At 43.5% G+C, this 20,840-nt stretch carries 23 protein-coding genes and 1 riboswitch; of the genes, 10 read left to right on the top strand and 13 right to left on the bottom strand.

Annotation, left to right across the window (positions count from 1 at the left end; all coding sequences use genetic code 11):
* Positions 1 to 89 precede the first annotated feature (89 nt).
* From FHS10_RS20000 to FHS10_RS19970, 7 genes are all read right to left on the bottom strand, one after another.
* Positions 90 to 1,484, bottom strand: a complete 1,395-nt coding sequence (locus FHS10_RS20000) for an outer membrane beta-barrel protein (RefSeq protein ID WP_259093913.1) — start codon at positions 1,482 to 1,484, stop codon at positions 90 to 92.
* 226 nt (positions 1,485 to 1,710) lie between these two features.
* Positions 1,711 to 3,051: a sigma-54-dependent transcriptional regulator gene (locus FHS10_RS19995; protein WP_259093912.1), complete on the bottom strand. Its 1,341-nt coding sequence runs from the start codon at positions 3,049 to 3,051 to the stop codon at positions 1,711 to 1,713.
* A complete protein-coding gene (locus FHS10_RS19990) occupies positions 3,026 to 4,198 on the bottom strand; it encodes a M20 family metallo-hydrolase (RefSeq protein ID WP_310504196.1) in 1,173 nt (390 codons plus the stop codon). The genes FHS10_RS19995 and FHS10_RS19990 overlap by 26 nt, the downstream gene beginning before the upstream one ends.
* Positions 4,199 to 4,209: 11 nt before the next feature.
* On the bottom strand, positions 4,210 to 4,755 hold the full coding sequence (locus FHS10_RS19985; protein WP_259093910.1) for a GNAT family N-acetyltransferase: 546 nt from the start codon (positions 4,753 to 4,755) through the stop codon (positions 4,210 to 4,212).
* Between the two features lie 211 nt (positions 4,756 to 4,966).
* On the bottom strand, positions 4,967 to 5,149 hold the full coding sequence (locus FHS10_RS19980) for a hypothetical protein (protein WP_259093908.1): 183 nt from the start codon (positions 5,147 to 5,149) through the stop codon (positions 4,967 to 4,969).
* 304 nt (positions 5,150 to 5,453) lie between these two features.
* The gene (locus FHS10_RS19975) at positions 5,454 to 6,830 is read right to left on the bottom strand and encodes a voltage-gated chloride channel family protein (protein WP_259093906.1); all 1,377 of its coding nucleotides are present in this window, start codon (positions 6,828 to 6,830) and stop codon (positions 5,454 to 5,456) included.
* A gap of 215 nt (positions 6,831 to 7,045) precedes the next feature.
* Positions 7,046 to 7,110, bottom strand: a riboswitch (Fluoride riboswitch).
* Between the two features lie 534 nt (positions 7,111 to 7,644).
* The gene (locus FHS10_RS19970; protein WP_259093903.1) at positions 7,645 to 8,637 is read right to left on the bottom strand and encodes a phosphotransferase; all 993 of its coding nucleotides are present in this window, start codon (positions 8,635 to 8,637) and stop codon (positions 7,645 to 7,647) included.
* Between the two features lie 189 nt (positions 8,638 to 8,826).
* Between FHS10_RS19970 and FHS10_RS19965 the strand changes: the two genes are divergently transcribed.
* Positions 8,827 to 9,309, top strand: coding sequence for a hypothetical protein (locus FHS10_RS19965; protein ID WP_259093900.1), 483 nt, complete (start codon positions 8,827 to 8,829; stop codon positions 9,307 to 9,309).
* 125 nt (positions 9,310 to 9,434) lie between these two features.
* Here the strand turns inward: FHS10_RS19965 and FHS10_RS19960 are convergent, their stop codons facing one another.
* The 6 genes from FHS10_RS19960 to FHS10_RS19935 all read right to left on the bottom strand — a co-directional run bounded on the left by FHS10_RS19960 (position 9,435) and on the right by FHS10_RS19935 (position 13,929).
* On the bottom strand, positions 9,435 to 10,304 hold the full coding sequence (locus tag FHS10_RS19960) for an SGNH/GDSL hydrolase family protein (RefSeq protein WP_259093898.1): 870 nt from the start codon (positions 10,302 to 10,304) through the stop codon (positions 9,435 to 9,437).
* A 133-nt stretch (positions 10,305 to 10,437) separates the two neighbouring features.
* A complete protein-coding gene (locus tag FHS10_RS19955) occupies positions 10,438 to 11,109 on the bottom strand; it encodes a holo-ACP synthase (protein ID WP_259093895.1) in 672 nt (223 codons plus the stop codon).
* Complete coding sequence (locus FHS10_RS19950; RefSeq protein ID WP_259093892.1) at positions 11,106 to 11,363, bottom strand: acyl carrier protein; 258 nt, start codon at positions 11,361 to 11,363, stop codon at positions 11,106 to 11,108. Before FHS10_RS19950 ends, FHS10_RS19955 begins: the two co-directional genes overlap by 4 nt.
* Positions 11,338 to 12,639: a beta-ketoacyl-[acyl-carrier-protein] synthase family protein gene (locus FHS10_RS19945; RefSeq protein ID WP_259093889.1), complete on the bottom strand. Its 1,302-nt coding sequence runs from the start codon at positions 12,637 to 12,639 to the stop codon at positions 11,338 to 11,340. Before FHS10_RS19945 ends, FHS10_RS19950 begins: the two co-directional genes overlap by 26 nt.
* Positions 12,636 to 13,094: a 3-hydroxyacyl-ACP dehydratase FabZ family protein gene (locus FHS10_RS19940; protein ID WP_259093887.1), complete on the bottom strand. Its 459-nt coding sequence runs from the start codon at positions 13,092 to 13,094 to the stop codon at positions 12,636 to 12,638. The genes FHS10_RS19945 and FHS10_RS19940 overlap by 4 nt, the downstream gene beginning before the upstream one ends.
* 19 nt (positions 13,095 to 13,113) lie before the next feature.
* Entirely contained in the window at positions 13,114 to 13,929 is an 816-nt protein-coding gene (locus FHS10_RS19935) for an SDR family oxidoreductase (RefSeq protein ID WP_259093885.1), read from the bottom strand.
* Between the two features lie 233 nt (positions 13,930 to 14,162).
* On the opposite strand from FHS10_RS19935, the gene FHS10_RS19930 reads away from it, so the two are divergent.
* The 9 genes from FHS10_RS19930 to FHS10_RS19890 all read left to right on the top strand — a co-directional run bounded on the left by FHS10_RS19930 (position 14,163) and on the right by FHS10_RS19890 (position 20,828).
* Positions 14,163 to 14,390 (top strand): hypothetical protein, encoded by a 228-nt coding sequence (locus FHS10_RS19930; RefSeq protein WP_259093883.1) that lies wholly within the window; start codon positions 14,163 to 14,165, stop codon positions 14,388 to 14,390.
* Between the two features lie 159 nt (positions 14,391 to 14,549).
* Positions 14,550 to 15,044: a hypothetical protein gene (locus FHS10_RS19925; RefSeq protein ID WP_259093881.1), complete on the top strand. Its 495-nt coding sequence runs from the start codon at positions 14,550 to 14,552 to the stop codon at positions 15,042 to 15,044.
* 6 nt (positions 15,045 to 15,050) lie between these two features.
* A complete protein-coding gene (locus FHS10_RS19920; RefSeq protein ID WP_259093879.1) occupies positions 15,051 to 15,950 on the top strand; it encodes a hypothetical protein in 900 nt (299 codons plus the stop codon).
* A gap of 7 nt (positions 15,951 to 15,957) precedes the next feature.
* Positions 15,958 to 17,106 carry a dialkylresorcinol biosynthesis protein DarB gene (darB, locus tag FHS10_RS19915; protein WP_259093877.1) on the top strand — a complete coding sequence of 383 codons (1,149 nt, stop codon included), beginning with the start codon at positions 15,958 to 15,960 and terminating at the stop codon, positions 17,104 to 17,106.
* Between the two features lie 12 nt (positions 17,107 to 17,118).
* Positions 17,119 to 17,526 carry a flexirubin biosynthesis protein DarG gene (gene DarG / locus FHS10_RS19910; protein WP_259093874.1) on the top strand — a complete coding sequence of 136 codons (408 nt, stop codon included), beginning with the start codon at positions 17,119 to 17,121 and terminating at the stop codon, positions 17,524 to 17,526.
* A complete protein-coding gene (gene darH, locus FHS10_RS19905) occupies positions 17,516 to 18,526 on the top strand; it encodes a BtrH-related acyltransferase DarH (protein ID WP_259093872.1) in 1,011 nt (336 codons plus the stop codon). The genes DarG and darH overlap by 11 nt, the downstream gene beginning before the upstream one ends.
* Complete coding sequence (locus FHS10_RS19900) at positions 18,520 to 19,275, top strand: ABC transporter ATP-binding protein (protein ID WP_259093869.1); 756 nt, start codon at positions 18,520 to 18,522, stop codon at positions 19,273 to 19,275. The genes darH and FHS10_RS19900 overlap by 7 nt, the downstream gene beginning before the upstream one ends.
* Positions 19,275 to 20,558, top strand: coding sequence for an ABC transporter permease (locus tag FHS10_RS19895; protein ID WP_259093867.1), 1,284 nt, complete (start codon positions 19,275 to 19,277; stop codon positions 20,556 to 20,558). Before FHS10_RS19900 ends, FHS10_RS19895 begins: the two co-directional genes overlap by 1 nt.
* A gap of 6 nt (positions 20,559 to 20,564) precedes the next feature.
* Positions 20,565 to 20,828: a phosphopantetheine-binding protein gene (locus tag FHS10_RS19890; RefSeq protein WP_259093865.1), complete on the top strand. Its 264-nt coding sequence runs from the start codon at positions 20,565 to 20,567 to the stop codon at positions 20,826 to 20,828.
* Positions 20,829 to 20,840: the final 12 nt, after the last annotated feature.

Raw genomic sequence — 20,840 nt, 5'->3', positions numbered from 1 at the left:
CCGGGCGGCGAAACCCGGCTCCCAACCTTACTAAACTTAGCTAAACAATCAATCCTAAGTTATGGCAGGTTTGTATAATATCTTGTTGTTTAAAAGCGTACCAACAGGGCAGCTATAAACCTTGTTTCAGAATTTACCAGGTCGGGCGTGAAGGTTCCCACTGGTGTGGTATTATAACCGTCTGGCGATGTTACCCCACCATGGCCGGCAAAGTAAGGCACGTTGGCATGGCGGTGCACCGCCTCCAGGCGAAAGGTTAAGTAATCGTTAGGCATCAGATCGATAGTAGTTGAATAATCATAGGCCTTAAACTTATCGCCCGGGTTGGCTGAGAAGGGGTGGGTACCTACCGCGCCGGTATTTATTGCGGGAATTGGGTTGGCATCACCCGTTGGGTAAAGTACCAGGTAACGGCCTGGGTTGTTCATAAAGCCGCCGCCAAATGTCCAGCCTAAATGGCCTTTAGCCATTACCATACGATGGTATAGCATCGCGCTTGCAAAATACTGCGCGGGGCCTTTAACCGGATCTGATGTAAAGCCGTTTACGCCATCACCTTTTTCGTCGCCAAGGTCGCCGGTTATAGAAAAGGCCGCGCTGTTTACAAAAGAGTTTTTGTTATTGCTTTTGTAGTAACGTACCTCCACGCTGTTATCGGTATGGAAACGTTTACGACCGGGCTTGTCCTGTGTATCGGCACCGTAATAGTTGTTTGATAAGGCCTGGAACCATTCAACAGGGCGCCATAAAATTTGACCGCCTACACCCGGCCTGCTGTTAAACATCCCGTATGACTGCCAACCATTGATTAACCAGGGTTCTATTTTTAATTTATCAGATACAAAGATCTGAACCCTTACACCGTTAAAAAACCATGGCGTGTTATCGCTGGTAAATGATGGCTGATAGGCCCAGTTCTCGGCATTGTAGTAGGAGAACAGGCCGATATACGACATGAAGATACCTGCATCAACGTTAATACCATTCAACACGTTAAAGTGATAACCTGCGTTGGCTTCGCTTAAATAACGGTAAGCCGTTGAAAGATCAAACTGGCCGCGGGTTACACTTAAATCATTACGTGGCACTACCGTTGCCCTTGTACCAAATTGGGTAAGCACACTGGCACGTACATTATCGTAATGAAAATCGCCGCCAAAGGCTACGGTCGAAATTTCAAATTCATGGTCGCGGGCAAGTGCGGTTGAGCCCACTACGGTATGGTCAACAGGGTTATTGTTTGATGCGGTGTAATTAAAATCGAGCAGGAAACGGCCGGTGAAATATTTAGTATCCAGCAGGGCCTTGTGGCGACGGTCATTACCGTTAAGCCAGGTAAAATCGCCAAAAGCAAAAGGTTCTGGTTTGGTTTTTACGGTATCCTTAACCTTTGCGCTGTCTTTTTTTAGCGCGGTTGCCTGGTCCTGGGAGTAGGCAGTAGTTATAGAGATGCCTAAAACAATTGATAAGAGAAGTTTTTTCATTTTAAATATGGATATTATTTGCTGGCGTAAAGGGCAAAGCGGTGATTGTTTAATGCTTTGCCCTTAGTTGCTGTTAACATGGCATGGTTGCCAATTGCTGTTCCGAAATTTGAGGATTCGGTTTTTTTAGCTTGATTATGAGGAGATTATTAATCAAACTTTTGTTTTGTATTTTTTTGTGGCGATAAAAGCCTCTCAATATGAGGTGTCGGCTTTCTCAACCTGATCAGTTCATCAGTATCTGGTATTCTTCTATTTTACGATAAAGGGTAGCCAGGCCAATACCCAGTACTCGGGCGGCTTCGGTTTTATTGCCTTTTACATATCGCAGGATCCTTCGGATGTGGTGTTTTTCCACACTATTAAGGTCAAGCGCTACCAGGTCATAGTAGCCTCCGTTATGAAATTCGTTAGGTAATAGCTTGGGCGTAAGTATAGGCTCATCCATGAGGATGATCACCCGCTCTATCACGTTTTTTAACTCGCGGATGTTACCGTTCCATTTATGCTGGTTAAGAAGTTTGAAAAATCGGGCGTCAACATCGGGCTGTTTCTTTTTAACCTTGGCCGAGTACAGCTTAATAAAATGCCGGGCCAGCACCTCAATATCGCCAACCCGCTCACGCAGGGGGGGTAATACAATAGAAAAGCCCGAAAGACGGTAAAACAGATCAAGCCTGAAATGTCCTTCTTCAGATTCCTTTTGTAAGTCGCGGTTGGTGGCGGCTATCAGCCTTACGTTTACTTTGGTGGTTTTGGTTTCGCCAATTTTTATGAAGGTGCCATTTTCCAGTACCCGCAGCAATTTGGCCTGCAGGTCGTGGCTCATTTCGCCCAGTTCATCTAAAAAAATGGTACCTCCGCTGGCTTCTTCAAACAGGCCTTTTTTATCCTTCACTGCGCCGGTAAAAGCGCCGGCTTTATAACCAAACAACTCGCTCTCCAATAATTCCTTACTAAAGGCACTGCAGTTTACGGCTACAAAGGGTTTATCTTTTCGCAGGCTTTCGCAATGGATGGCTTCGGCAAATACCTCCTTGCCTGTGCCGGTTTCGCCCAAAAGCAAAACGGTGGCGTCTGTTTGGGCAACTTTTTTGGCCAGCTCCACTGCTTCTAAAATGGCCGGCGATTGCCCCAACACTATCGGGAAGCCGTGTTGCAATTCGGCCTGGCGCTGTAATTCGCTTACCTGGTATTGCAAATTGGCCTTATCCATGGCTTTACTTACCAGTGGGATGATCTTATCATTATCATCGCCTTTCGTGAGATAGTCAAAAGCCCCGTTTTTAATGGCCAGTACCCCATCGCTAATAGTGCCGAAGGCGGTGAGGTTGATAACCTCTACGTAGGGTTTTATCCGTTTTATTTTTTCAACCAGGTCAACCCCGTTGGCATCTGGTAATTTCACATCGCTTAGTACTACGCGGATATCTTCCCGCTCTAACAGTTTTAAACCGGTTTTGGCATTGGCCGCCTGGTGTACATTATAGCCTTCCAGCACCAGGATGCGGGCCATTAGCTCGCTAAGCCTTATCTCGTCATCAATTATTAATATGCCTGATTTCATCTTTGTATTTGTTGGGATTATTGATCAGCAGCAACGGCAACGCATCTAAAAGCCGGATGTATAAGCTGATCCCTTTTTTGATCTCTTCGAGATAAATAAACTCATCTGAGGAGTGCGACCGGGCGGAATCGCCTGGCCCGATTTTAACTGATGGAATGGTAAGCCAGGCCTGATCAGAAGTGGTTGGCGAGCTATAGGTTTTACAGCCCACAGCTATCCCCGTTTTTACTATGGGATGGTCCATCGGCACCGACGAAGCTCCCAATGAACCCGGGCGTGGTTTTACCTGGCAGGTAACGTTCTTTTTAATTACTTCTAATATTTCGCGGGCGGTAAAACTATCGTCATGCCGGATATCTACCGTAAACTCGCAGCGGGCGGGCACAATATTGTGCTGCAAGCCCGATTTAATAGTGGTTATGCTCATTTTTACAGCAGGCAGCCCTTTCAGCAACTGCGGAAACTGGTAGGTTTTAAACCACTGTAAATCGCGCAGGCATTTGTGAATAGCGTTATCGCCTTCTTCGCGCGCGGCGTGACCCGACCGGCCGTTGCTCACACAATCTATCACCAGGTTACCTCGTTCGGCAACGGCCATTTGCAGCAGGGTAGGTTCACCAACAATGGCCAGTTCCAGTTTACCCAGCAAAGGCAAAATAGATTTGATGCCGTTTTCGCCGGAGTTTTCCTCTTCGGCGGTAAGGGCAAGGCAAAGGTTAAAGCTTAAGCCCTGGTAGCAATAAAAATGCAAAAACGTGGCCACAAGCGATACCAGGCAGCCACCGGCATCATTACTGCCTAAACCATATAGTTTTCCGTCAGCTATTTCCGGGCAGAACGGATCTTTAGTATAACCCTCGTTTGGCATAACAGTATCCAGATGTGAGTTAAGCAATATTGTCGGTTTGGTCTCATCGTAGTATTTATTAGTACACCAAATGTTGTTTCCTTTACGCTTTACCTTAATGCCGTAGCCAAATAAATATTGATGTACAACATCGGCGGCACCGCTCTCATCGCCACTAAAAGATTGCGTTTTAATGAGGTGTTGCAACAGGGCTACAGATTCGCTGAAAAAATGTGGGTTTACCGGCATGCCTTCCCAGGCCTGGGCAAATCCTTTTTTACTGTCTTTTATCATTGTCATATAAAGGCGACTTAGTTTAATTGTGGATCAAACAGCATGGCGGTACAAAGACAATTGCACCTGTTTTTACTTTGCAATACGTCATAATTGACACAGCTTTTGCAGCCCTCCCAAAATTGGGTTTCGCGGGCAACTTCGGCATAAGTTACCGGCTCAAAGCCCAGTTTGGTATTCATTTTCATGATTGCCAGGCCCGATGTAATGCTGAAAACTTTAGCAGCCGGGTATTTACTGCGCGACAGTTCAAAAATTTGTGTTTTAATTAGTGAGGCTATGCCGTTGTTACGGTGTTTGGGCGAAACGATGAGCCCACTGTTTGATACAAATTTGCCGTTATCCCAGCATTCAATGTAACTGAAGCCCACCCATTCGCCGTTTTCGGTTATGGCGATGATGGCCTTACCCGCGTCTATTTTTTCGATAAGTGATGCCGCCGATCGTTTTGAGATCCCCGACCCACGGGCTATGGCCGAGCTTTCCATTTCATCAATGATCACACCTGCAAATACCACATCAGCGGGGATTGCTGGTCTTACAATAATTCGTTCATCTTCCATTTCTTTTATGAGTTATTTCAGTTATTCGCGTCAATCGTTTTAATAACTGTACAAACCCCGATGCCAAAAGAATGCCCGATGTGCCCGACTGCGGCCAATTGGGTGTTTAGCCTGTGTAAATGAATATTTTATTTAGTTAAAAATATTTGGTACACAAAAAAAGCCTATCAAAATGAAAGGCTTTTCTTATCAAATTAAGTGGTTTTAATAATTAATGCACCGGTAAGTGATGAGCCGGGTTGCCTGCCAATTGTTCCAGGTAACCCTCTTCGGTAACCGCAAGGCTGCTAACAGTTGCGGCTGCTTGTTTCTTAACGCGTTTAGGGCCACTTAGCGGAACAACTATAACTGCTATAAAAGCAATTACCTCAAGCACAATATAAAATGCTGCCATGATATTTAAATTTTTAATGAATATACAGGCGGCATTACCACATACATGCCAAAAAGGGGTTGGGGGCTATAAAAGTGCTTTTAAACACCGAAAGACCATAAAACCCACATAAAACCAATCTTGTTAATGTTATAATGCCTATCAAAATGAAAGGTGGTGGTTATCATTTTGATATGGTGAGGTTAAATTGGAGGGATTAAGTGGTGTACCTACGGCACCCAAAAGATCCATGATTTATATGCTACAAAGTTTTCACTCCTACGGGGTGCTCATAAAACGTAAGGCTTTTAGAAGACTCTGTTACTTACCCTTTCCTAAACCTATATTTCTCCAGCTTTTGCCGGGTATAGGTTTGCCTTGCTTTTGTGACTTCAGATAGGGTTTCCTCAACGCCGTCCTGACCTGTTTTTGAGATGCCGATACGTTGGGAACCGTAAATACCCGAGTGCCCGCTAAAAAAGTAAGCCGTAAAGCAAGCCACGGCGAAGAACAATGCATACTGGCCGCCAAAAAGTTCTATCCCCATAAAAGTGCAGGCTATTGGTGTATTAGTAGCGCCTGCAAAAACAGCGATAAAGCCAAGGGCCGCAAACAGGCTTACCGGCGCATCCATTAAAACAGATAAGGTGTTACCTAACGTTGCGCCTATATAAAACAGCGGCGTAACTTCGCCGCCTTTAAAGCCGGTTGAAAGGGTTACCGTGGTATAAATGGTTTTCCAGAGCCAGCTCCAGGTATCAGCATCGGCAGTATTAAATGCCGATGGGATGGTAACAGCCCCCGCATGTTCAGCATCGATACCCAGGCTCAGGTAATCGGGCTTGCCGATAATTGCCGTGAGGCCAATAATGATCAATCCTCCCAATATGGGGATAAGCCATTGTTTGGGAATATTTTTCACAAAAAATGATTTAAGACCATGCACCAGGAAGGCGAAAAGGTAACTGGCCAGGCCAAACGCTACCGATGCTACAATGATCTTAAACAACAGCACAAAATCAAAAGTAGTATACTGCGAAAACCAATGAGGTACAGCGGTGAAAACCGCTATATGGTATTGTGTATGATGTATTCCCCAGGCAGCTACCGTAACATCGGCAATAATGGCAGCTATTAAGCAGGGCAGCAAAGCACTATATTGAATGCGGCCAATAATTAACACTTCCACAGCAAATATGGCCCCTGTTAACGGTGTGCCAAATACGGCTCCAAAACCAGCGGCTATTCCGGCAGTTAGTACAATGCGGGTATCAATTTCATTAAGTTTAAACCATATGCCAAAGGCCTGTGCAATACTGCCACCTATTTGCACCGCCGTACCCTCGCGTCCGGCCGAACCACCAAACAGGTGGGTAATGATTGTAGTAAGCAGCACAATAGGTGCCATGCGTTTGGGTACGCCCCCCCCGGGCTGATGGATTTCGTCGATGATAAGGTTGTTCCCTTTCTCAGATGTTTTGCCAACCAGTTTATAAATAAAGTGGATGCCTACGCCGGCTACGGGCAAAAGGTATAACAGCCAGGTATGTTTAAACCTGAAATGAATAGCCAGGTTAAGCAACCCTAAAAATAAAGCTACCATACTGCCTATGGCTATAGCGATGGGAATGATGATGATAGTCCACCTTAAAAGCGATTTGAGGATCTGGAAATGAGCGGACGGAAATAGTTTATCTTTCATTTTATGGTGATGCTAATTTAAGTTTAAAATCGATGATTTATGAACGCGGCAAATCTTCTTCGGCGCAGAAGCGGGAATGCAGCTTACTTTGATCACGAAAGAGTTGGGAAAACAGGAGCGATGCAATATGATATTGCCCGGTGTACCTGAATGTGTTTGGATATTGAAATTATTCACCTACAAAAAATTAGCGCGGTATAAAATCCGCGGGTTAATTAAATGTAGGCGCCATCAGCTTTTTAGGGCGGTTAAGTAGGAAGACACCATTTCCTTTGATACAAATATAAAAAAAGTTTCGAACCTGAGTCCCGTAGATGAATAAGGGAAATCGCTTTTAATATTAAACTTTATTTTCTCACAAGTTGGGAGTTGAGTAAACACGAATTTAAACGCCCGTAAAATAGATTATAGCTAATTTCACGATTTTTTCAATCACATTTTAACTTGTGCTGCAGGGCAAATGCATCTAACCAGGGTTAACATAACTTAACATATTTCAGGTAAAATACATTATAATTATCTAATAATCAATGTTTTATATTTTAGCAAGGTTAACACTAAACTGATGCATGGTGCAATGTAGGCGCATCCAAATATTTGTACCTGTTACCTATTATTAAATAACAGCTTATCCCCGTTAATTATTTAGATGCGTTTGCCCTGATTTGTGCTATCGATCAATTCCAAAATTCGTGAAATTCGATTAAATTGTAACCGGGTCGGCGGGCATTCGTGTCTAACTCAAAAAAGGTGCCTTAAGATAACACGAATTCATTACAGGTGGGTGAAAGGGATTTCGCTGGTAGATGAATGGCTAACCTTCCGCGCCTTTAGAAACAATTAGCAACGAATCCTCAAAACGCTTCAGCCTCAAATTACGCCGAAGCTGCTCCATATGAACGTGGGCATATAACAGTTTGTTGTCTGCATTTGCCAGGCTAACATTGCCCGCCCAGATCAGGTCGTGATATTCCCGGAAACCGGGTAGCGGTATATTAAAATCTAACGGCTTATCCGGTGCTTTACCCAATTGCATAAATACTACCGTATAAAACAGGTGAAGCAGCTGGCGCATCAGGAAAAAACGGGCATGCTGATAATTGTCGGCCTCTTTGCCAAAATATACCTTAAGGTAGTCCCTTTCCTCTGCATCATTCCCTACTATAAAACTTGCCGATATGGCGAGATCGAGGTAAGGATCGTTTAAAAAGGCAGCTTCCCAGTCAACCAGCCAAACGCGTTCTCCATCAAACAGCGTGTTCTCTGGTTTAAGATCGTTATGGCAAGCTACCCAATCGTGGCTATCTCGCGGATATACTTCTTTAATTTTTGCATAGGCATCAAATATTCCCGTGGCCAATTTCCCTGGGATCATCTTTGCTTCCCTAAATCTGGCGACAAACTCATCCATCTTATCCAGGTAGTTGATGCGGAATGGAAAAGGAGGCAGGGTATGTAACCGCTTCAGCAAATCCGGCATTTTAACTTTAGCCTCAGTAATTGGAAAAGGCTTTGCTTCTACAAAATCAATGATCGAAATTCTTTCATCCACATTGGCATACCAAACCTTTGGGGCAATTCCGGTTTCGGCTGCTGCTTTCATACAGATATACTCGTGCGTAGGATCGGCCATGGCATCCGTGCGGGTAATTATACGAAGTAGATAAGGCTTACTATCGATAATAATTTTGAAAACCAGGGCCGATGAAAGGCCTGCGGTAAGTTCGTGGATCTCATCAAATTCGTTGACGCCAAAGGTTGATTGCAAAGCATGGGCCACGGCTTTCTTTTTGTTTTCGGGGATCATAAAGCAGGCTTGAAATTGAGCTTGTTAACCAAATATATTTACGGATTTGCAGGATAAATAGCTTTTGTAACTATATTTTTTCGGGCGTACTTTACATTTACTTTTTGCGTTAACCTCATATGCGCCCGCCGGTTTTTAGCATCTAAAAACGCCAGATTTGTTTAAACAAATCTTTAAATTCAGCCCATTATGAAAACCGAATCACAACTGCGTAAAAAGGTAAAAACCTGGGTTATTGTATTTATTATCGGCTTGGTATTAAGCGGCGTTACTGCGTTCCCTATTGAAACCGAGCTGGCTTTTATGGCTGCACATGCTGATGTATTCCCGTCGTTTATGCACAGTTGGATCACTGCAGTTTATACGGCTGTTAAAACCACCAATCAAAACTATCCTTATTTAAGCTACGGTACAGATTGGCTGGCTTTTGGTCACCTGGTGATAGCTACCGTTTTTATTGGCCCGCTGCGGGATCCTGTTAAAAACATCTGGGTTATTGAGTTTGGGATGATTGCCTGCGTTATGGTATTTCCTTTGGCATTTATAGCCGGCCCTATCCGTGGGATCCCTGTTTACTGGCGCTGTATTGATTGTTGCTTCGGCATTTTTGGATTTATCCCACTTTATATTTGTTATAGGGATATTAAAAAGATCGAGGCCTTAGCTCATTAAGTTGAGAAAAAACAGAAGTAGCAATAATATCGAATAATGAATTCCGAATGTCCAACACCGAAGATTTAACTTCATTATTCAACATTAGATGTCCCGTGTTCGATATTAAAATCGACCTTAAATCGTTAACTTCCTGATCGCTTTGCAGCTGCCGCGGGTGTTGAACTCACAATATTTGCCGAACCTGTTCCTCCCGGTTGCGCAGGCTGCGAGTCGCTCTTGTGCATTTTATCAAGGATATATTGGACAATTATTCGACCCATCTTTTGCTTGCCAGCGATGGAAAGATGACTGTTGTTACGGTACAATATCTTATGTTTCTGATAATTATCACACACCAAATTAAAAGGCACCACTATAGCCGAATCCTTCAGGTGGGTATCTTTTAGTACCTCATTTATCTGTTTACGGTAGTCATCTAAGGTGCCGGTACTGCCATTATCAATAATTAATGAACCTACCTCGTTACGTACTTTTTTTAACACCCCTAAGCTATCTTCTGCCTCTCTAAGACCAAACTCCGGCATGGTAACAAATACAGGCTCGATTTTATCTTTAAGCAGATCATCAATGATAAGGGTGCAGTAATAGGCATAAAACTTGGCACCCATTTCTCCCGATGCATCGCTTGTACCGGCCAGGATCACACAATAATCAAGGTTATGGTGCAAAATTTCACTGCTGGAGTACGGCGTGCCTGGATTGGCATAAAGGTTATCATAAATGTCTTTAGTTTTGGCTTCAGGTTCACCAAAAGATATGATCTCGGTTTTAATGCCCCGCCTTAAAAACTCATCTGTCATGATGGTATCCAACGATGTGCCGCTTGCCCAGCTATCGCCAATGATACCTACTCTTAAAATATTGTTTTTATGCTTCTTTTCGGGAGCGGAAACATACCTTTTTTCGAGTGAGTACCTTCGATTAACGTAAAACCCAAACCCTACGGCCAGTAAACCTAAAAACAGCAGTAACAATTTAACAGGTAGTCTCATATTTGGATATCGCCACAGGTTTTACGGATTGCAGGGGCCAAAAGTTGGTCGTCCATAACCAATGGATAATTATTTACCGTTTTACGTGCGACTGTATTTAAATGTTACCAGCGCAACAGTTAGTGAGCGTCTTTTAGATGCCATTTTTAGGGAAGGCATAGGCTACGTAATACCCGTGATGTGCCAATGAAATTGGCTGATTTACCATTGCCGTACCGCTAAACAATATAGGGCAGCCAGCCTGGTTTTTAACTATACTAAGATTGCCTTTGTCAATAACTGATGCCAATTTATTGAGGACGAATTTGCGCACTTCCCGGGATTGAGAAGATGGATCGCTTTGCGGGATTTGTTGAACACCCCAGTATAGATGATCAAAATTGTTTTGATCATTAGCTACCGTATAGATATATCCTGCCGTGATCATAGTGTTTGCGTAAAATACCTCTGTATCAAAAGTTATCTTACTATTGTAAACGTTTCTATTGCTAAAGCCCAGTGCTTCAACTATTAATTCAGGGACAGTTAAAAGCGAATTTACTGATGGCGCTATTTGCGTAATGACAATTTTTGAGGGAGAAAACACCAGATCTGGCTGATGCCGTTGCATGAATTTATAAACCGATTCTTTTATCGACCATAACATCCACACAAAAAACTCAAAGGGTAAAGCAGCCAATGGGGGGGAGCTGTAAAGTGATGTTTCGGTACCGGTAATGAATTTTGTATAAAACCTTTGCTCTTTTGTACGTTCGGTATTTATTGCTGCAAGGTCTATAATATCATTACCGGCACTTTCAATCATATTTGCTGGTTGGTCTTCTCTTCTATTACATCAATACAACCGCCAACGTTTACCATTTTATCGGCAGCATCATAATCTATCTCAATGTTGTATTTGCTTTCGGCGTCAATGATGATGTCAACAAGATTAGCTGAATTAATTTTCAGGTCGGTAATAAGGTTGGTGCTTTCGTCAATGTTGGCCAGTGCTTCTTTCTCAAGTGTGTATGGCGATAAAACCTTTTTTAGTTCAGTTAAAATTTCTTGTCGTGTCATTAGGGTTAAATTTAGAAAATATTAAGCAGGAATTAACGTCGCCAAAGCCAAAGTTAGCTTTTGCAACAATATTGATATCTTTTTTCAGCATGGTTGTGGGTAGGCAATTCATGCTGATGTAGTCGCTTATTTGTGGATTTGGATCATCCATGTTGATATTTGGATGCACAAAACCATGTACAATTTGCAATATTGATGCCACAGATTCGATAGAGCCCGCGGCACTTAAACAATGGCCTATCATGGATTTAAGGGAGTTCATCACCGGGAAGCCGGCCCCCGAGCGGCCCAGGGCCTGGCACCAGTTTTGAATTTCCTGCATATCGGCATTGGTAGCAGTAAGGTGGCCACTTATCAGGTCAATATCGTTCGGATTGATTTTGGCGTTTGCTATCGATTCCTCAATACACCGGATAACGCCTTTGGGATTGGCAGCCGTCATAGATCCGCCTGCACGCTGGCCTCCGCTATTGGTGTTACCCCCTAATACCTCGGCATAAATTTTTGCGCCGCGGGCCAGGGCAAATTCAAGGTCCTCCAAGACCAAAGCTGCCGCGCCCGATCCCGGAACAAAACCGCCGGCGGTTAGGCTCATTGGCCGGGATGCTTTTTCAGGCTGATCATTAAATTTACGGGATAGTACGCGCATAGAATCAAACGAGCCAAATACGTAGGTATCCACATACTCGCTGCTGCCCACAAGCATCCGTTTGGCATAGCCGTCTTTAATAGCCTCATACCCCATTAAAATGGCCTGTGTTCCCGTTGCGCAGGCAGCCGAATTGGTGATTACCTTATTGCCCAGGCCTAATCGGCCAGACACATAGGAGGTAACGCCGCTGTTCATAGCCTGCTCAACCACGCGTGATCCTAATTTTTTTACTTCTTTGTTATCAACCCGGGTTATTACGTTTTTCATGGCTTCGGTATCAGATACACTGTTGCCAAAAATGCAGCCGGTTTCCCAACGGGTTTCTTCGGTATCGTAAGTGTTGCCTGCATCGGCCCAGGCATCAAGCGCAGCCATTAAGCCGTAGCCTATATTGGTTCCTTTTAAACCATGAAAGGTAACTTCAGAAATGTAGTTTTTAGTTTTTAAGTCTTCCAGTACAAAATCTGGCTTGCCCGCAACCTGGCAGCTAAACTTTAGCTCTTCATACAAAGGTATAAATTTAATGCCCGATACCCCGTTTTGTATAGCATTAAGAAACGCGCTTACCCCTATCCCATTTGGCGATATCACGCCCATTCCCGTAACTACAACGCGCCTGCTCATTTTAAATCAATATGTTTAATAATACCGGCAAATGTACCGCGGGCAACAATTTCTTTTGAGCTATTCAACATTTCGACAGTGCATTTAAGCTTACCGAAACGAAAATATTGTTTTTTAGAAATAACGGTAACTTTTTGACCCGGTAAAACCATCTTGTAAAAAGAAACATCGGTTGAGGTAAGCACCGGGTATAAAGATGGATCGGTTGACAATTCTCTGCCCGGCTCTTTCATAATCAGGAAAATGCCCAATACCACCAGGCCTATCTGGGCCATAATTTCGGTAATGATCACACCCGGGGTAACAGGGTTACCCTCAAAATGATCCTCGTAAAAAAAGGCATCCTGTTTTAAGGTAAAATCACCGGTAACCCCATTCTCGTTTAATGATGTAATGTTGTCAATAAAACGGAATGTTGATTTATACGGTAAATGATTAAGTATGTGGTTATTCATGCATTAAAAAGTATAATAGTTACAAACAATGTTCACCACCGTCTACATGAATCAATGAACCATTTATCCAAAAAGCTTCGTCGGTACAAAGCATATATATCACATTTGCCACATCCGTTGGCCTGGTTATGCGCCCCATCGGGTTATTTTCGCTGGCCAGGGTTATCAGTTTATCGCTGCCGGGGATCCTTTTCAGCGATGCTGTTTCGGTAACCCCCGCCTGTACCAGGTTTGTTTTTAAGCCAAACCGGCTAAACTCAACAGCCATGTATTTAGTCAGGCTCTCTAACGATGCCTTGGCAATTGATACTGCGGCATAGCTTTCCCAATATTTATGGGCACCATCGCTGGTGAGCCCAATTATCCGGGCATCGGCGTTAAACAAACCGGCGTTTAACAAAAGCCTGGTCCAATCCAGCAAACTATTGCTCATGGCGTAGCTTGTGGCTTGTATATCATCTGTAGAAAGAACATTCGTGTTTTCGGTATCTGCTGCACTTGCCGCCAGTGGTTTTAAATTGCCCCGGGCTATAGAATGCAACAATAGCTTAACACAATGTTTATGTACAGCAACTTGCGTAAATTGTTTTAAAAATAAATCGCGACCGCCCGGCTCAAGCGCGTTTATATTGAAAGGCAATATAGTTACGGCGTTTTCGGTAGCTATTTTGGCAAGATTTTCTTTAAGTGGTTTTTCGGTGATGGCTGTTTCACGGTATAAAACAGCTATGTTCATACCATGGCTTGCCAGCTTTTGTAAAGCGGCAAAACCAAATCCGCTTGATCCCCCTAAAACCACGGCCCACTCCCCCACAAACTGTTGAGCTTTATCCATGTGAACCAACGACTTCTATTTTCATATGCATGTATACGGAAGATGCGATAAATTATACCATTAAATTCCTTAAAAAAATTCAAACCTCAAAGTAAGCGAAAGAAAATCGATTTTTAATGATTTGAGGCTATAAACATTGGTAAGACACGGCAAATAGTCGAAAGTCAAATTAGGATTCAAAATTAACATGAGCCAAACAATTAGTTTATTCGACTTTCAATAGCAAAACCCACTTGGTTGTAGAGGTTCTGAAGGAGATGGGTATATCTGTTAAGGTAAAAAATGAAAATAATATTCCCAATGCAGATACTGTTGCTGCAATGAATGAATTAAAGGCAGGTAAGGGCATCAGGTTTAACAACGTTAAATCTTTATTGGTAATATCTGAATTGCCAGAGTCGCTATTGTTTGTTTTGTATCCGGGAGCATTCGCCCACATCTTTTATGCCTCCTCAAATTAAACCTTCCACCAATTCTCGCCTCTGTTACTAATACATTGATACCCATTAATAAAAAAATAAAAAACTAAATGAGCTTAAATGGGTTGGGGATATGGCTATAAGGCCAACACGCCAATTGGTTTGCACGGCTTGTTTTATTTATTACATTTGGTAAGGATTATGAGAAATTATCTGAGAATGCATTGGGCGCTTGCCTGTGCTTTTTTGCTTGTTTTAATACTGAATTGCACTACAGTTTACGCGCAAAAGTTGGAGAAGGCTCCCTTTTACAAGGCTATGGCGTCTGACAATATCGACGAAATAAACCAGGAACTTACTAATTTGGCCGATGCGGGGAACAATGGCTACGAGGGCGCTTTATTAATGAAAAAAGCAAGCCTTGCCGGCAAACCTAAAGACAAGCTGAGCTTTTTCAAAGCCGGCAGGATCAAGCTGGAAACGGCACTACAGGCCGAACCCGAAAACACCGATCTGCATTTTTTACGTTTGGTGATCCAGGAAAAAGCCCCCAAAATTGTTCATTACAAGGCCGATATCGAAAAAGATAAGGAGTTGGTAGTGAAAAACTTTAAAACACTGTCGCCTGTTGTACAGCGGGCAATTATTGACTATAGCAAAACATCAAAAGTTTTGCATACCGAAGACCTAAACTAAGCTGTGATGAATAAAAAAGTTTTAGCTATTTACTACACCCAGTCGGGCCAGATGAGCGATATCATTGATTCGCTTACGCAGCCCGTGATTGATGCCGGTTATTCGGTTGAGAAGGTGGCCATTAAAATGGTAAACAGCTATAATTTTCCGTGGAAAGGGTCCACCTTTTTTAGTGTAATGCCCGATTGTGTACTGGGGGCATCTGCCGAGATAGAACCTTTCACGCTAAAGGAATCTAAGTATGACCTGGTTATCATTGGCTATCAACCCTGGTTTTTATCGCCAAGCATTCCTTCAAACTCGCTCATCAACCACCCCGATTTTATGAAAGTGCTGAATGGTACACCCGTGGTAACCATCAGCGCGGCACGCAATATGTGGCTTAACGCTTTTGAGCGCTTCCGCACATCAATACAAAACACCGGGGCTAAGCTGGTTGGTAATATTGCCCTTGTTGACAGGCATCTTAACCCCATAAGCTTCATCACCATTTTTTACTGGATGCTAACCGGTAAAAAAGAACGTTATTTAAATATATTCCCTAAGCCCGGTATTGATGAGCAGGAAATTATTGGTGTTGCCAGGTTTGGCCGGATTATAGCTGCCCGTATGGATATGGTTTACTGGGATAGCCTGCAGGACGAATTTATGCATCAGGATGCCGTACATATCAAGTATCCCCTGATGTTTATTGAGGGCAAGGCCAAGATCATTTTTGCGGTATGGGCAAAAACTATTGCTAAACGCAAAAACAAAGGGCCATGGCTTACGGCATTTAAATATTATCTTTTTATTGCCCTGTTTATAGGAGCGCCTATCCTGCTCATACTGGATATGATTTTTATAAAACCATTTTTTGGCCAACGGATTGAGGCTAAAATGAATTATTATTTACAATTAAATTAACATTTACATGTCTTTTAACGAGGTTTATATAAACACCACATCTGCTTTTTTGCCAAACGAGCCTGTTGCGAGTGATGACATGGAGCTGTACCTGGGTTATATCGACAACAAACCCTCGAAATCAAAAAAAATAGTTTTGAGGAATAATGGTATCCAAACCAGGTACTACGCCTTAGATAAAAATCATAAAGCTACCCACACCAACGCGCAAATGACCGCGCTGGCTGTTAAAGAGTTATTTAAAAATACTTCAGCTAAAATTGAGGAAACTGCCCTGCTTTCATGCGGTACTTCATCACCAGATCAAATGATGCCCAGTCATGGTGTAATGACCCACGGCTGGCTGCCCGAAACCGGTGCCATTGAAGTGGTATCGCCGGCTGGTGTTTGCTGCGCGGGCATGCATGCTTTAAAGTATGCATATATGGCCATCAAATCCGGCGATTGCAAACAGGCGGTTGCCACCGGCTCAGAAAGATTTTCGGGGCTGCTGGTATCTGATGTGTTTGAAGAGGAAGCTCAGAAACTCAAGGAACTTACTGAAAACCCATACATAGCTTTCCATAAAGATTTTTTAAGGTGGATGCTGTCCGACGGCGCATCGGCATTTTTAATGACTGATAAGCCTAACGAAACCGGCATCAGCCTGCGGGTGGATTGGATTGAAGGTGTATCATACGCCAACGAAATGGATGCCTGTATGTATATGGGGGCCGAAAAACTACCCGATGGCAGCCTGAAAGGTTTCATGGATTTTACGCCCGAAGAGGTAATGAATAAATCTATTTTCAGCATAAAACAGGATATTGGTTTACTGAGTGATAACATCGTTCCGCTGGGTGGTAAAAAGATCAAAGAGATTTTTGAAAGGCGTGGTTTAGGGGTTAATGATATTGACCATTTTTTACCACACATTAGTAGCGACTTTTTCAGGCCGAAGATCTACGAAATGATCGAGATTTATGGCGGCGGTATCCCTTACGAAAAATGGTTCATGAACCTCTACACCGTGGGTAATGTTGGCGCGGCTTCTGTTTATTTGATGATAAACGAGTTGTTTCACAGCGGCAAATTAAAAGTTGGCGAAAAGATCTTATTGCTGGTGCCCGAAAGCTCCAGGTTCTCTTACATGTATGCCATGCTTACAGTTGTTTAAGGCTTAAAAACCATGAAACAGGAAAACGTACCCCAGGATTTAAGTTCGCTTGGTAAAATCACAAAAGAAGTATGCTACGCAACCGATAGCACGGGTAAATACGTAACTACTTTAAGCGATGGCTGGGATGTAAAGATCAAAGCGCTTGATGTAGCCTGGGAAGAAATACAGGGCCGCATTGCGCAGGCAAAACAAAAGGTTTTAAATGGCGAGGCCAGTCCGCTGTTGTTTTTTATGGAATTACGGTTAATGGATACCAGTATTGTTGCCGATTATACCGGGTTTTGGAAATGGCAGATCAAACGCCACCTAAAGCCCGATGTATTTAATAAACTATCAGAAAAAGAATTAGAAAAATATGCCGAAGCCTTTAATGTAAAGGTTGCAGAGCTAAAAAGTATGGATGTGCATGAAGATTGATTTTGAACACGGACAAGCTGCACATTGCGAATCGGGGGTTACCAGTAATTTATTAAAAAAGATCTCGAACGGCAAAATAACCGAGCCACTGGCTTTTGGCATTGGTGCCGGGTTGTTTTTTGTGTACGTACCGTTAATAAAAATAAATAACGGACCGGCCATAGCATTTCGCTCTATGCCGGGCTTTATATTTAACCGTACTTGCAAATCATTGGGAATACCGGTGGTGCAAAAAAAATTCAGCTCAAAAGAAAAAGCCGAGGCGGCTTTAATGGAGAGCCTGGAAGCCGGCCAGCCGGTTGGCGCACAGGTGGGGGTTTATTACTTGTCGTATTTTCCTAAGGAGTACAGGTTTCACTTTAACGCGCATAACCTTATTGTTTTTGGTAAAGAGGGAGATAACTACCTGATCAGCGACCCAATTATGGAACACGCTACTACGCTTACCAGTTACGAATTGGAACGGGTGCGCTTTGCCAAAGGTGCTTTAGCGCCGAAGGGCCAATTGTATTACCCGGGTAATCAAATGCCAATTACCGACGACCAGATCAGGCAGGCCATTAAAAACGGAATCAAAAAGAACGCCTTTACCATGCTCTCAATCCCAGGCCCTTTCGCGGGTGTTAGCGGGATAAGTTATACAGGCCGAAAAATCAAAACCTGGCGCGATAAACTGGGTATAAAAACAGCGGGCTTATACCTTGCCCAACTGGTGCGCATGCAGGAAGAAATTGGTACCGGCGGTGGCGGTTTCCGCTATATTTACGCGGCCTTTTTGCAGCAGGCGAATGATTACCTGCCCAACGCGGATTTGCTCAAAGCATCGGAAATGTTTACCCAGGCCGGGGATCTGTGGCGCACAGCGGCGGTACAGGCTGCGGGTATTTATAAAGGCCGCATTGGCAGCCAGGACGATTTTAATATAATGGGCGATTATCTTTTAGAAATTGCCGAAATTGAAAAGAAAGCTTTTACCATACTGAAAAATATCAAATGGTAACCAACACATCTCTCGCGGTAAATATCGAAAACCTTGGTTTTCATTACCCCGGTAATTCGGGAGTGACCTATCATGACCTTAATTTAAAGATCAAAGAGGGCGAACGCTTTGGCCTGTTTGGCCCAAATGGTGCAGGCAAAACCACGCTTATGAACCTCATGACGGGCTTGCTTGTTGCCGATGCCGGTAATATTGAGTTATTAGGGCATAAAATCGGCACAAAAAGCAAGGCCGTAAATAAACTGTTTGGCTTTGTACCACAGGATTTTTCTTTTTACCAGGAACTAAGCCCGATTGAAAACCTGGAGTTTTTTGGGGCCTGGTACGGATTGAACCGCAAGCAAATAGCACAACGATCGGCTGAGTTATTGGAGATCCTGGGGTTGACAGAAGTAAGCCACAAGGCCGTCGAAAATTTTTCTGGCGGGATGAAACGCAGGGTTAACCTGGCCATCGGGGTGATCCATAATCCAAAGATCCTGTTTTTAGATGAGCCGACTGTTGGGGTGGATGTGCAAACCCGCCATGCAATTATTGACTATCTAAAGCAACTCAATAAAAACGGCACTACGCTAATCTATACCTCACATCAATTGAGCGAGGCCGAAGGTTTATGCGAGCAGATAGCCCTGGTAGATAAAGGTGAAATTGTGCGGGAAGGCAAACTGGATGATCTGCTGGAAGAATACGGTCATCAGGATTTGGAGGAGTTGTTTTTAAACTTAACGGGAAAGGAGTACCGCAACTAATGTTCAAGCTCCGGGCTTCCATTATTAAAGATGTAAGAATTTTGCTGCGCGATAAGGTGGGCATTTCCCTTATGTTTATCATGCCGGTTATTTTGGTTATTGTGGTAACCAGCATCCAGAACAGCACTTTCCAGCTCATGAATAAAAACAAACTTACTGTAGTAGTTTGTAATAAAGACGCCGGAAAACTAAGTGCCCAGCTGATTGCCACTATTAACAAAATTGGCATGTTTAAAGTGACGCAGGTGGCAGGCGATCAAAACCCGCAGCAAATTGCCGATGGAATGCACGCCAATGACGCCATGCTGGCCATCACCATCCCAGCAGATTTTACGCAGAAGATTGAAGCAAAAGCAAAAGGATCGTCAAACAAAGCCTTAAAAAGCTTTGGATTGCAGGCCGATTCGGCTAAAGAGGTAGCCCCTTCGGCTGCCACACCGCTTATACTGTATTATAACCCATCCATTCCCGAGTCGATCAGGTTCTCGGTAAATGGAGCCCTGGGCAGCGCTTTGCAAATTGTGGAAAGCCGCGAAACATTGCGTACGCTCTACTTCGCCATCAACGAAAAAGAAATGCCCGCGGCATTAGAAAACGAAATGCAGAACGGCAAGGCCGCCATTAACCAGGTGCCGGTATCAAAAAATGGCAGCACCAAAGCGCCAAACGCCACGCAGCATAACGTACCATCGTGGACTATTTTTGCCATGTTTTTCATCATCATGTCGTTAAGTGGCAGCGTGGTGAGGGAAAAGATCAGCGGCAGCTTTATCCGTTTAAAAACATTGCCTACTAATTTCGCGGTAGGTTTATTATCAAAGCAAATCACTTATTTGTGCGTTACCCTATTTCAGGCGTTGGTGATATTTTCGTTAGGCATCTGGGTTTTTCCGTATATTAACCTGCCTGCTTTAAACTTACCTGCCGATATCTTCGGGCTGTTTATTGTAACGCTGGCCTGTGGTTATTGCGCGGTAAGCTATGCCATATGCGTAGGTGTATTTGCCCATACACAGGAACAAGCCAACGGCTTTGGGGCGGTATCCATCGTGATATTATCAGCCATTGGCGGTTTAATGGTGCCATCATTTGCCATGCCGGGCGCGTTAAAAACAATAAGCACCCTATCGCCGTTGCATTGGTGCATTGAAGCTTATTACGGGTTGTTTTTACAGGGCGCGGGATTAAAAGATGTGGTGATCAGCATCATTCCGTTATTAGGTATTACGCTGGTTTTCCAGGGGTTAACATACATAGGTTTAAAAAGAAAAAATTTAATATAGATAAAGATGGAAATAGCAGAATTAAAGGAGAAGTTAAAAGTTCAGATCATCCAGTTTCTAAACTTAACTGATCTTACCCCGGCAGACATTAAAGACGATGAGCCGTTATTTGGTGATGGCCTGGGCCTTGATTCCATCGATTCATTAGAACTTATTGTATTGTTAAAACGCGAGTACGGTGTTAACATACAAGACCCCAAAGAGGGCCGCAAAGTACTGGTTGATGTAAATACCATGGCTGCTTATATTAAAGAACACGGGCAAAAATAAAACGCTGCAAAA

Origin of the sequence: Mucilaginibacter dorajii, from assembly GCF_024808255.1 — a bacterium.
Lineage (GTDB): Bacteria > Bacteroidota > Bacteroidia > Sphingobacteriales > Sphingobacteriaceae > Mucilaginibacter > Mucilaginibacter dorajii.
Note: the sequence above shows the minus strand (reverse complement) of the source record. Positions and strands in the feature narration are given on the sequence as shown.

Coding starts and splice junctions, on each gene's coding strand:
- FHS10_RS20000 (WP_259093913.1), bottom strand. CDS start 1,484: ATGAAAAAACTTCTCTTATCAATTGTTTTAGGCATCTCTATAACTACT.
- FHS10_RS19995 (WP_259093912.1), bottom strand. CDS start 3,051: ATGAAATCAGGCATATTAATAATTGATGACGAGATAAGGCTTAGCGAG.
- FHS10_RS19990 (WP_310504196.1), bottom strand. CDS start 4,198: ATGACAATGATAAAAGACAGTAAAAAAGGATTTGCCCAGGCCTGGGAA.
- FHS10_RS19985 (WP_259093910.1), bottom strand. CDS start 4,755: ATGGAAGATGAACGAATTATTGTAAGACCAGCAATCCCCGCTGATGTG.
- FHS10_RS19980 (WP_259093908.1), bottom strand. CDS start 5,149: ATGGCAGCATTTTATATTGTGCTTGAGGTAATTGCTTTTATAGCAGTT.
- FHS10_RS19975 (WP_259093906.1), bottom strand. CDS start 6,830: ATGAAAGATAAACTATTTCCGTCCGCTCATTTCCAGATCCTCAAATCG.
- FHS10_RS19970 (WP_259093903.1), bottom strand. CDS start 8,637: ATGATCCCCGAAAACAAAAAGAAAGCCGTGGCCCATGCTTTGCAATCA.
- FHS10_RS19965 (WP_259093900.1), top strand. CDS start 8,827: ATGAAAACCGAATCACAACTGCGTAAAAAGGTAAAAACCTGGGTTATT.
- FHS10_RS19960 (WP_259093898.1), bottom strand. CDS start 10,304: ATGAGACTACCTGTTAAATTGTTACTGCTGTTTTTAGGTTTACTGGCC.
- FHS10_RS19955 (WP_259093895.1), bottom strand. CDS start 11,109: ATGATTGAAAGTGCCGGTAATGATATTATAGACCTTGCAGCAATAAAT.
- FHS10_RS19950 (WP_259093892.1), bottom strand. CDS start 11,363: ATGACACGACAAGAAATTTTAACTGAACTAAAAAAGGTTTTATCGCCA.
- FHS10_RS19945 (WP_259093889.1), bottom strand. CDS start 12,639: ATGAGCAGGCGCGTTGTAGTTACGGGAATGGGCGTGATATCGCCAAAT.
- FHS10_RS19940 (WP_259093887.1), bottom strand. CDS start 13,094: ATGAATAACCACATACTTAATCATTTACCGTATAAATCAACATTCCGT.
- FHS10_RS19935 (WP_259093885.1), bottom strand. CDS start 13,929: ATGGATAAAGCTCAACAGTTTGTGGGGGAGTGGGCCGTGGTTTTAGGG.
- FHS10_RS19925 (WP_259093881.1), top strand. CDS start 14,550: ATGAGAAATTATCTGAGAATGCATTGGGCGCTTGCCTGTGCTTTTTTG.
- FHS10_RS19920 (WP_259093879.1), top strand. CDS start 15,051: ATGAATAAAAAAGTTTTAGCTATTTACTACACCCAGTCGGGCCAGATG.
- darB (WP_259093877.1), top strand. CDS start 15,958: ATGTCTTTTAACGAGGTTTATATAAACACCACATCTGCTTTTTTGCCA.
- DarG (WP_259093874.1), top strand. CDS start 17,119: ATGAAACAGGAAAACGTACCCCAGGATTTAAGTTCGCTTGGTAAAATC.
- darH (WP_259093872.1), top strand. CDS start 17,516: ATGAAGATTGATTTTGAACACGGACAAGCTGCACATTGCGAATCGGGG.
- FHS10_RS19900 (WP_259093869.1), top strand. CDS start 18,520: ATGGTAACCAACACATCTCTCGCGGTAAATATCGAAAACCTTGGTTTT.
- FHS10_RS19895 (WP_259093867.1), top strand. CDS start 19,275: ATGTTCAAGCTCCGGGCTTCCATTATTAAAGATGTAAGAATTTTGCTG.
- FHS10_RS19890 (WP_259093865.1), top strand. CDS start 20,565: ATGGAAATAGCAGAATTAAAGGAGAAGTTAAAAGTTCAGATCATCCAG.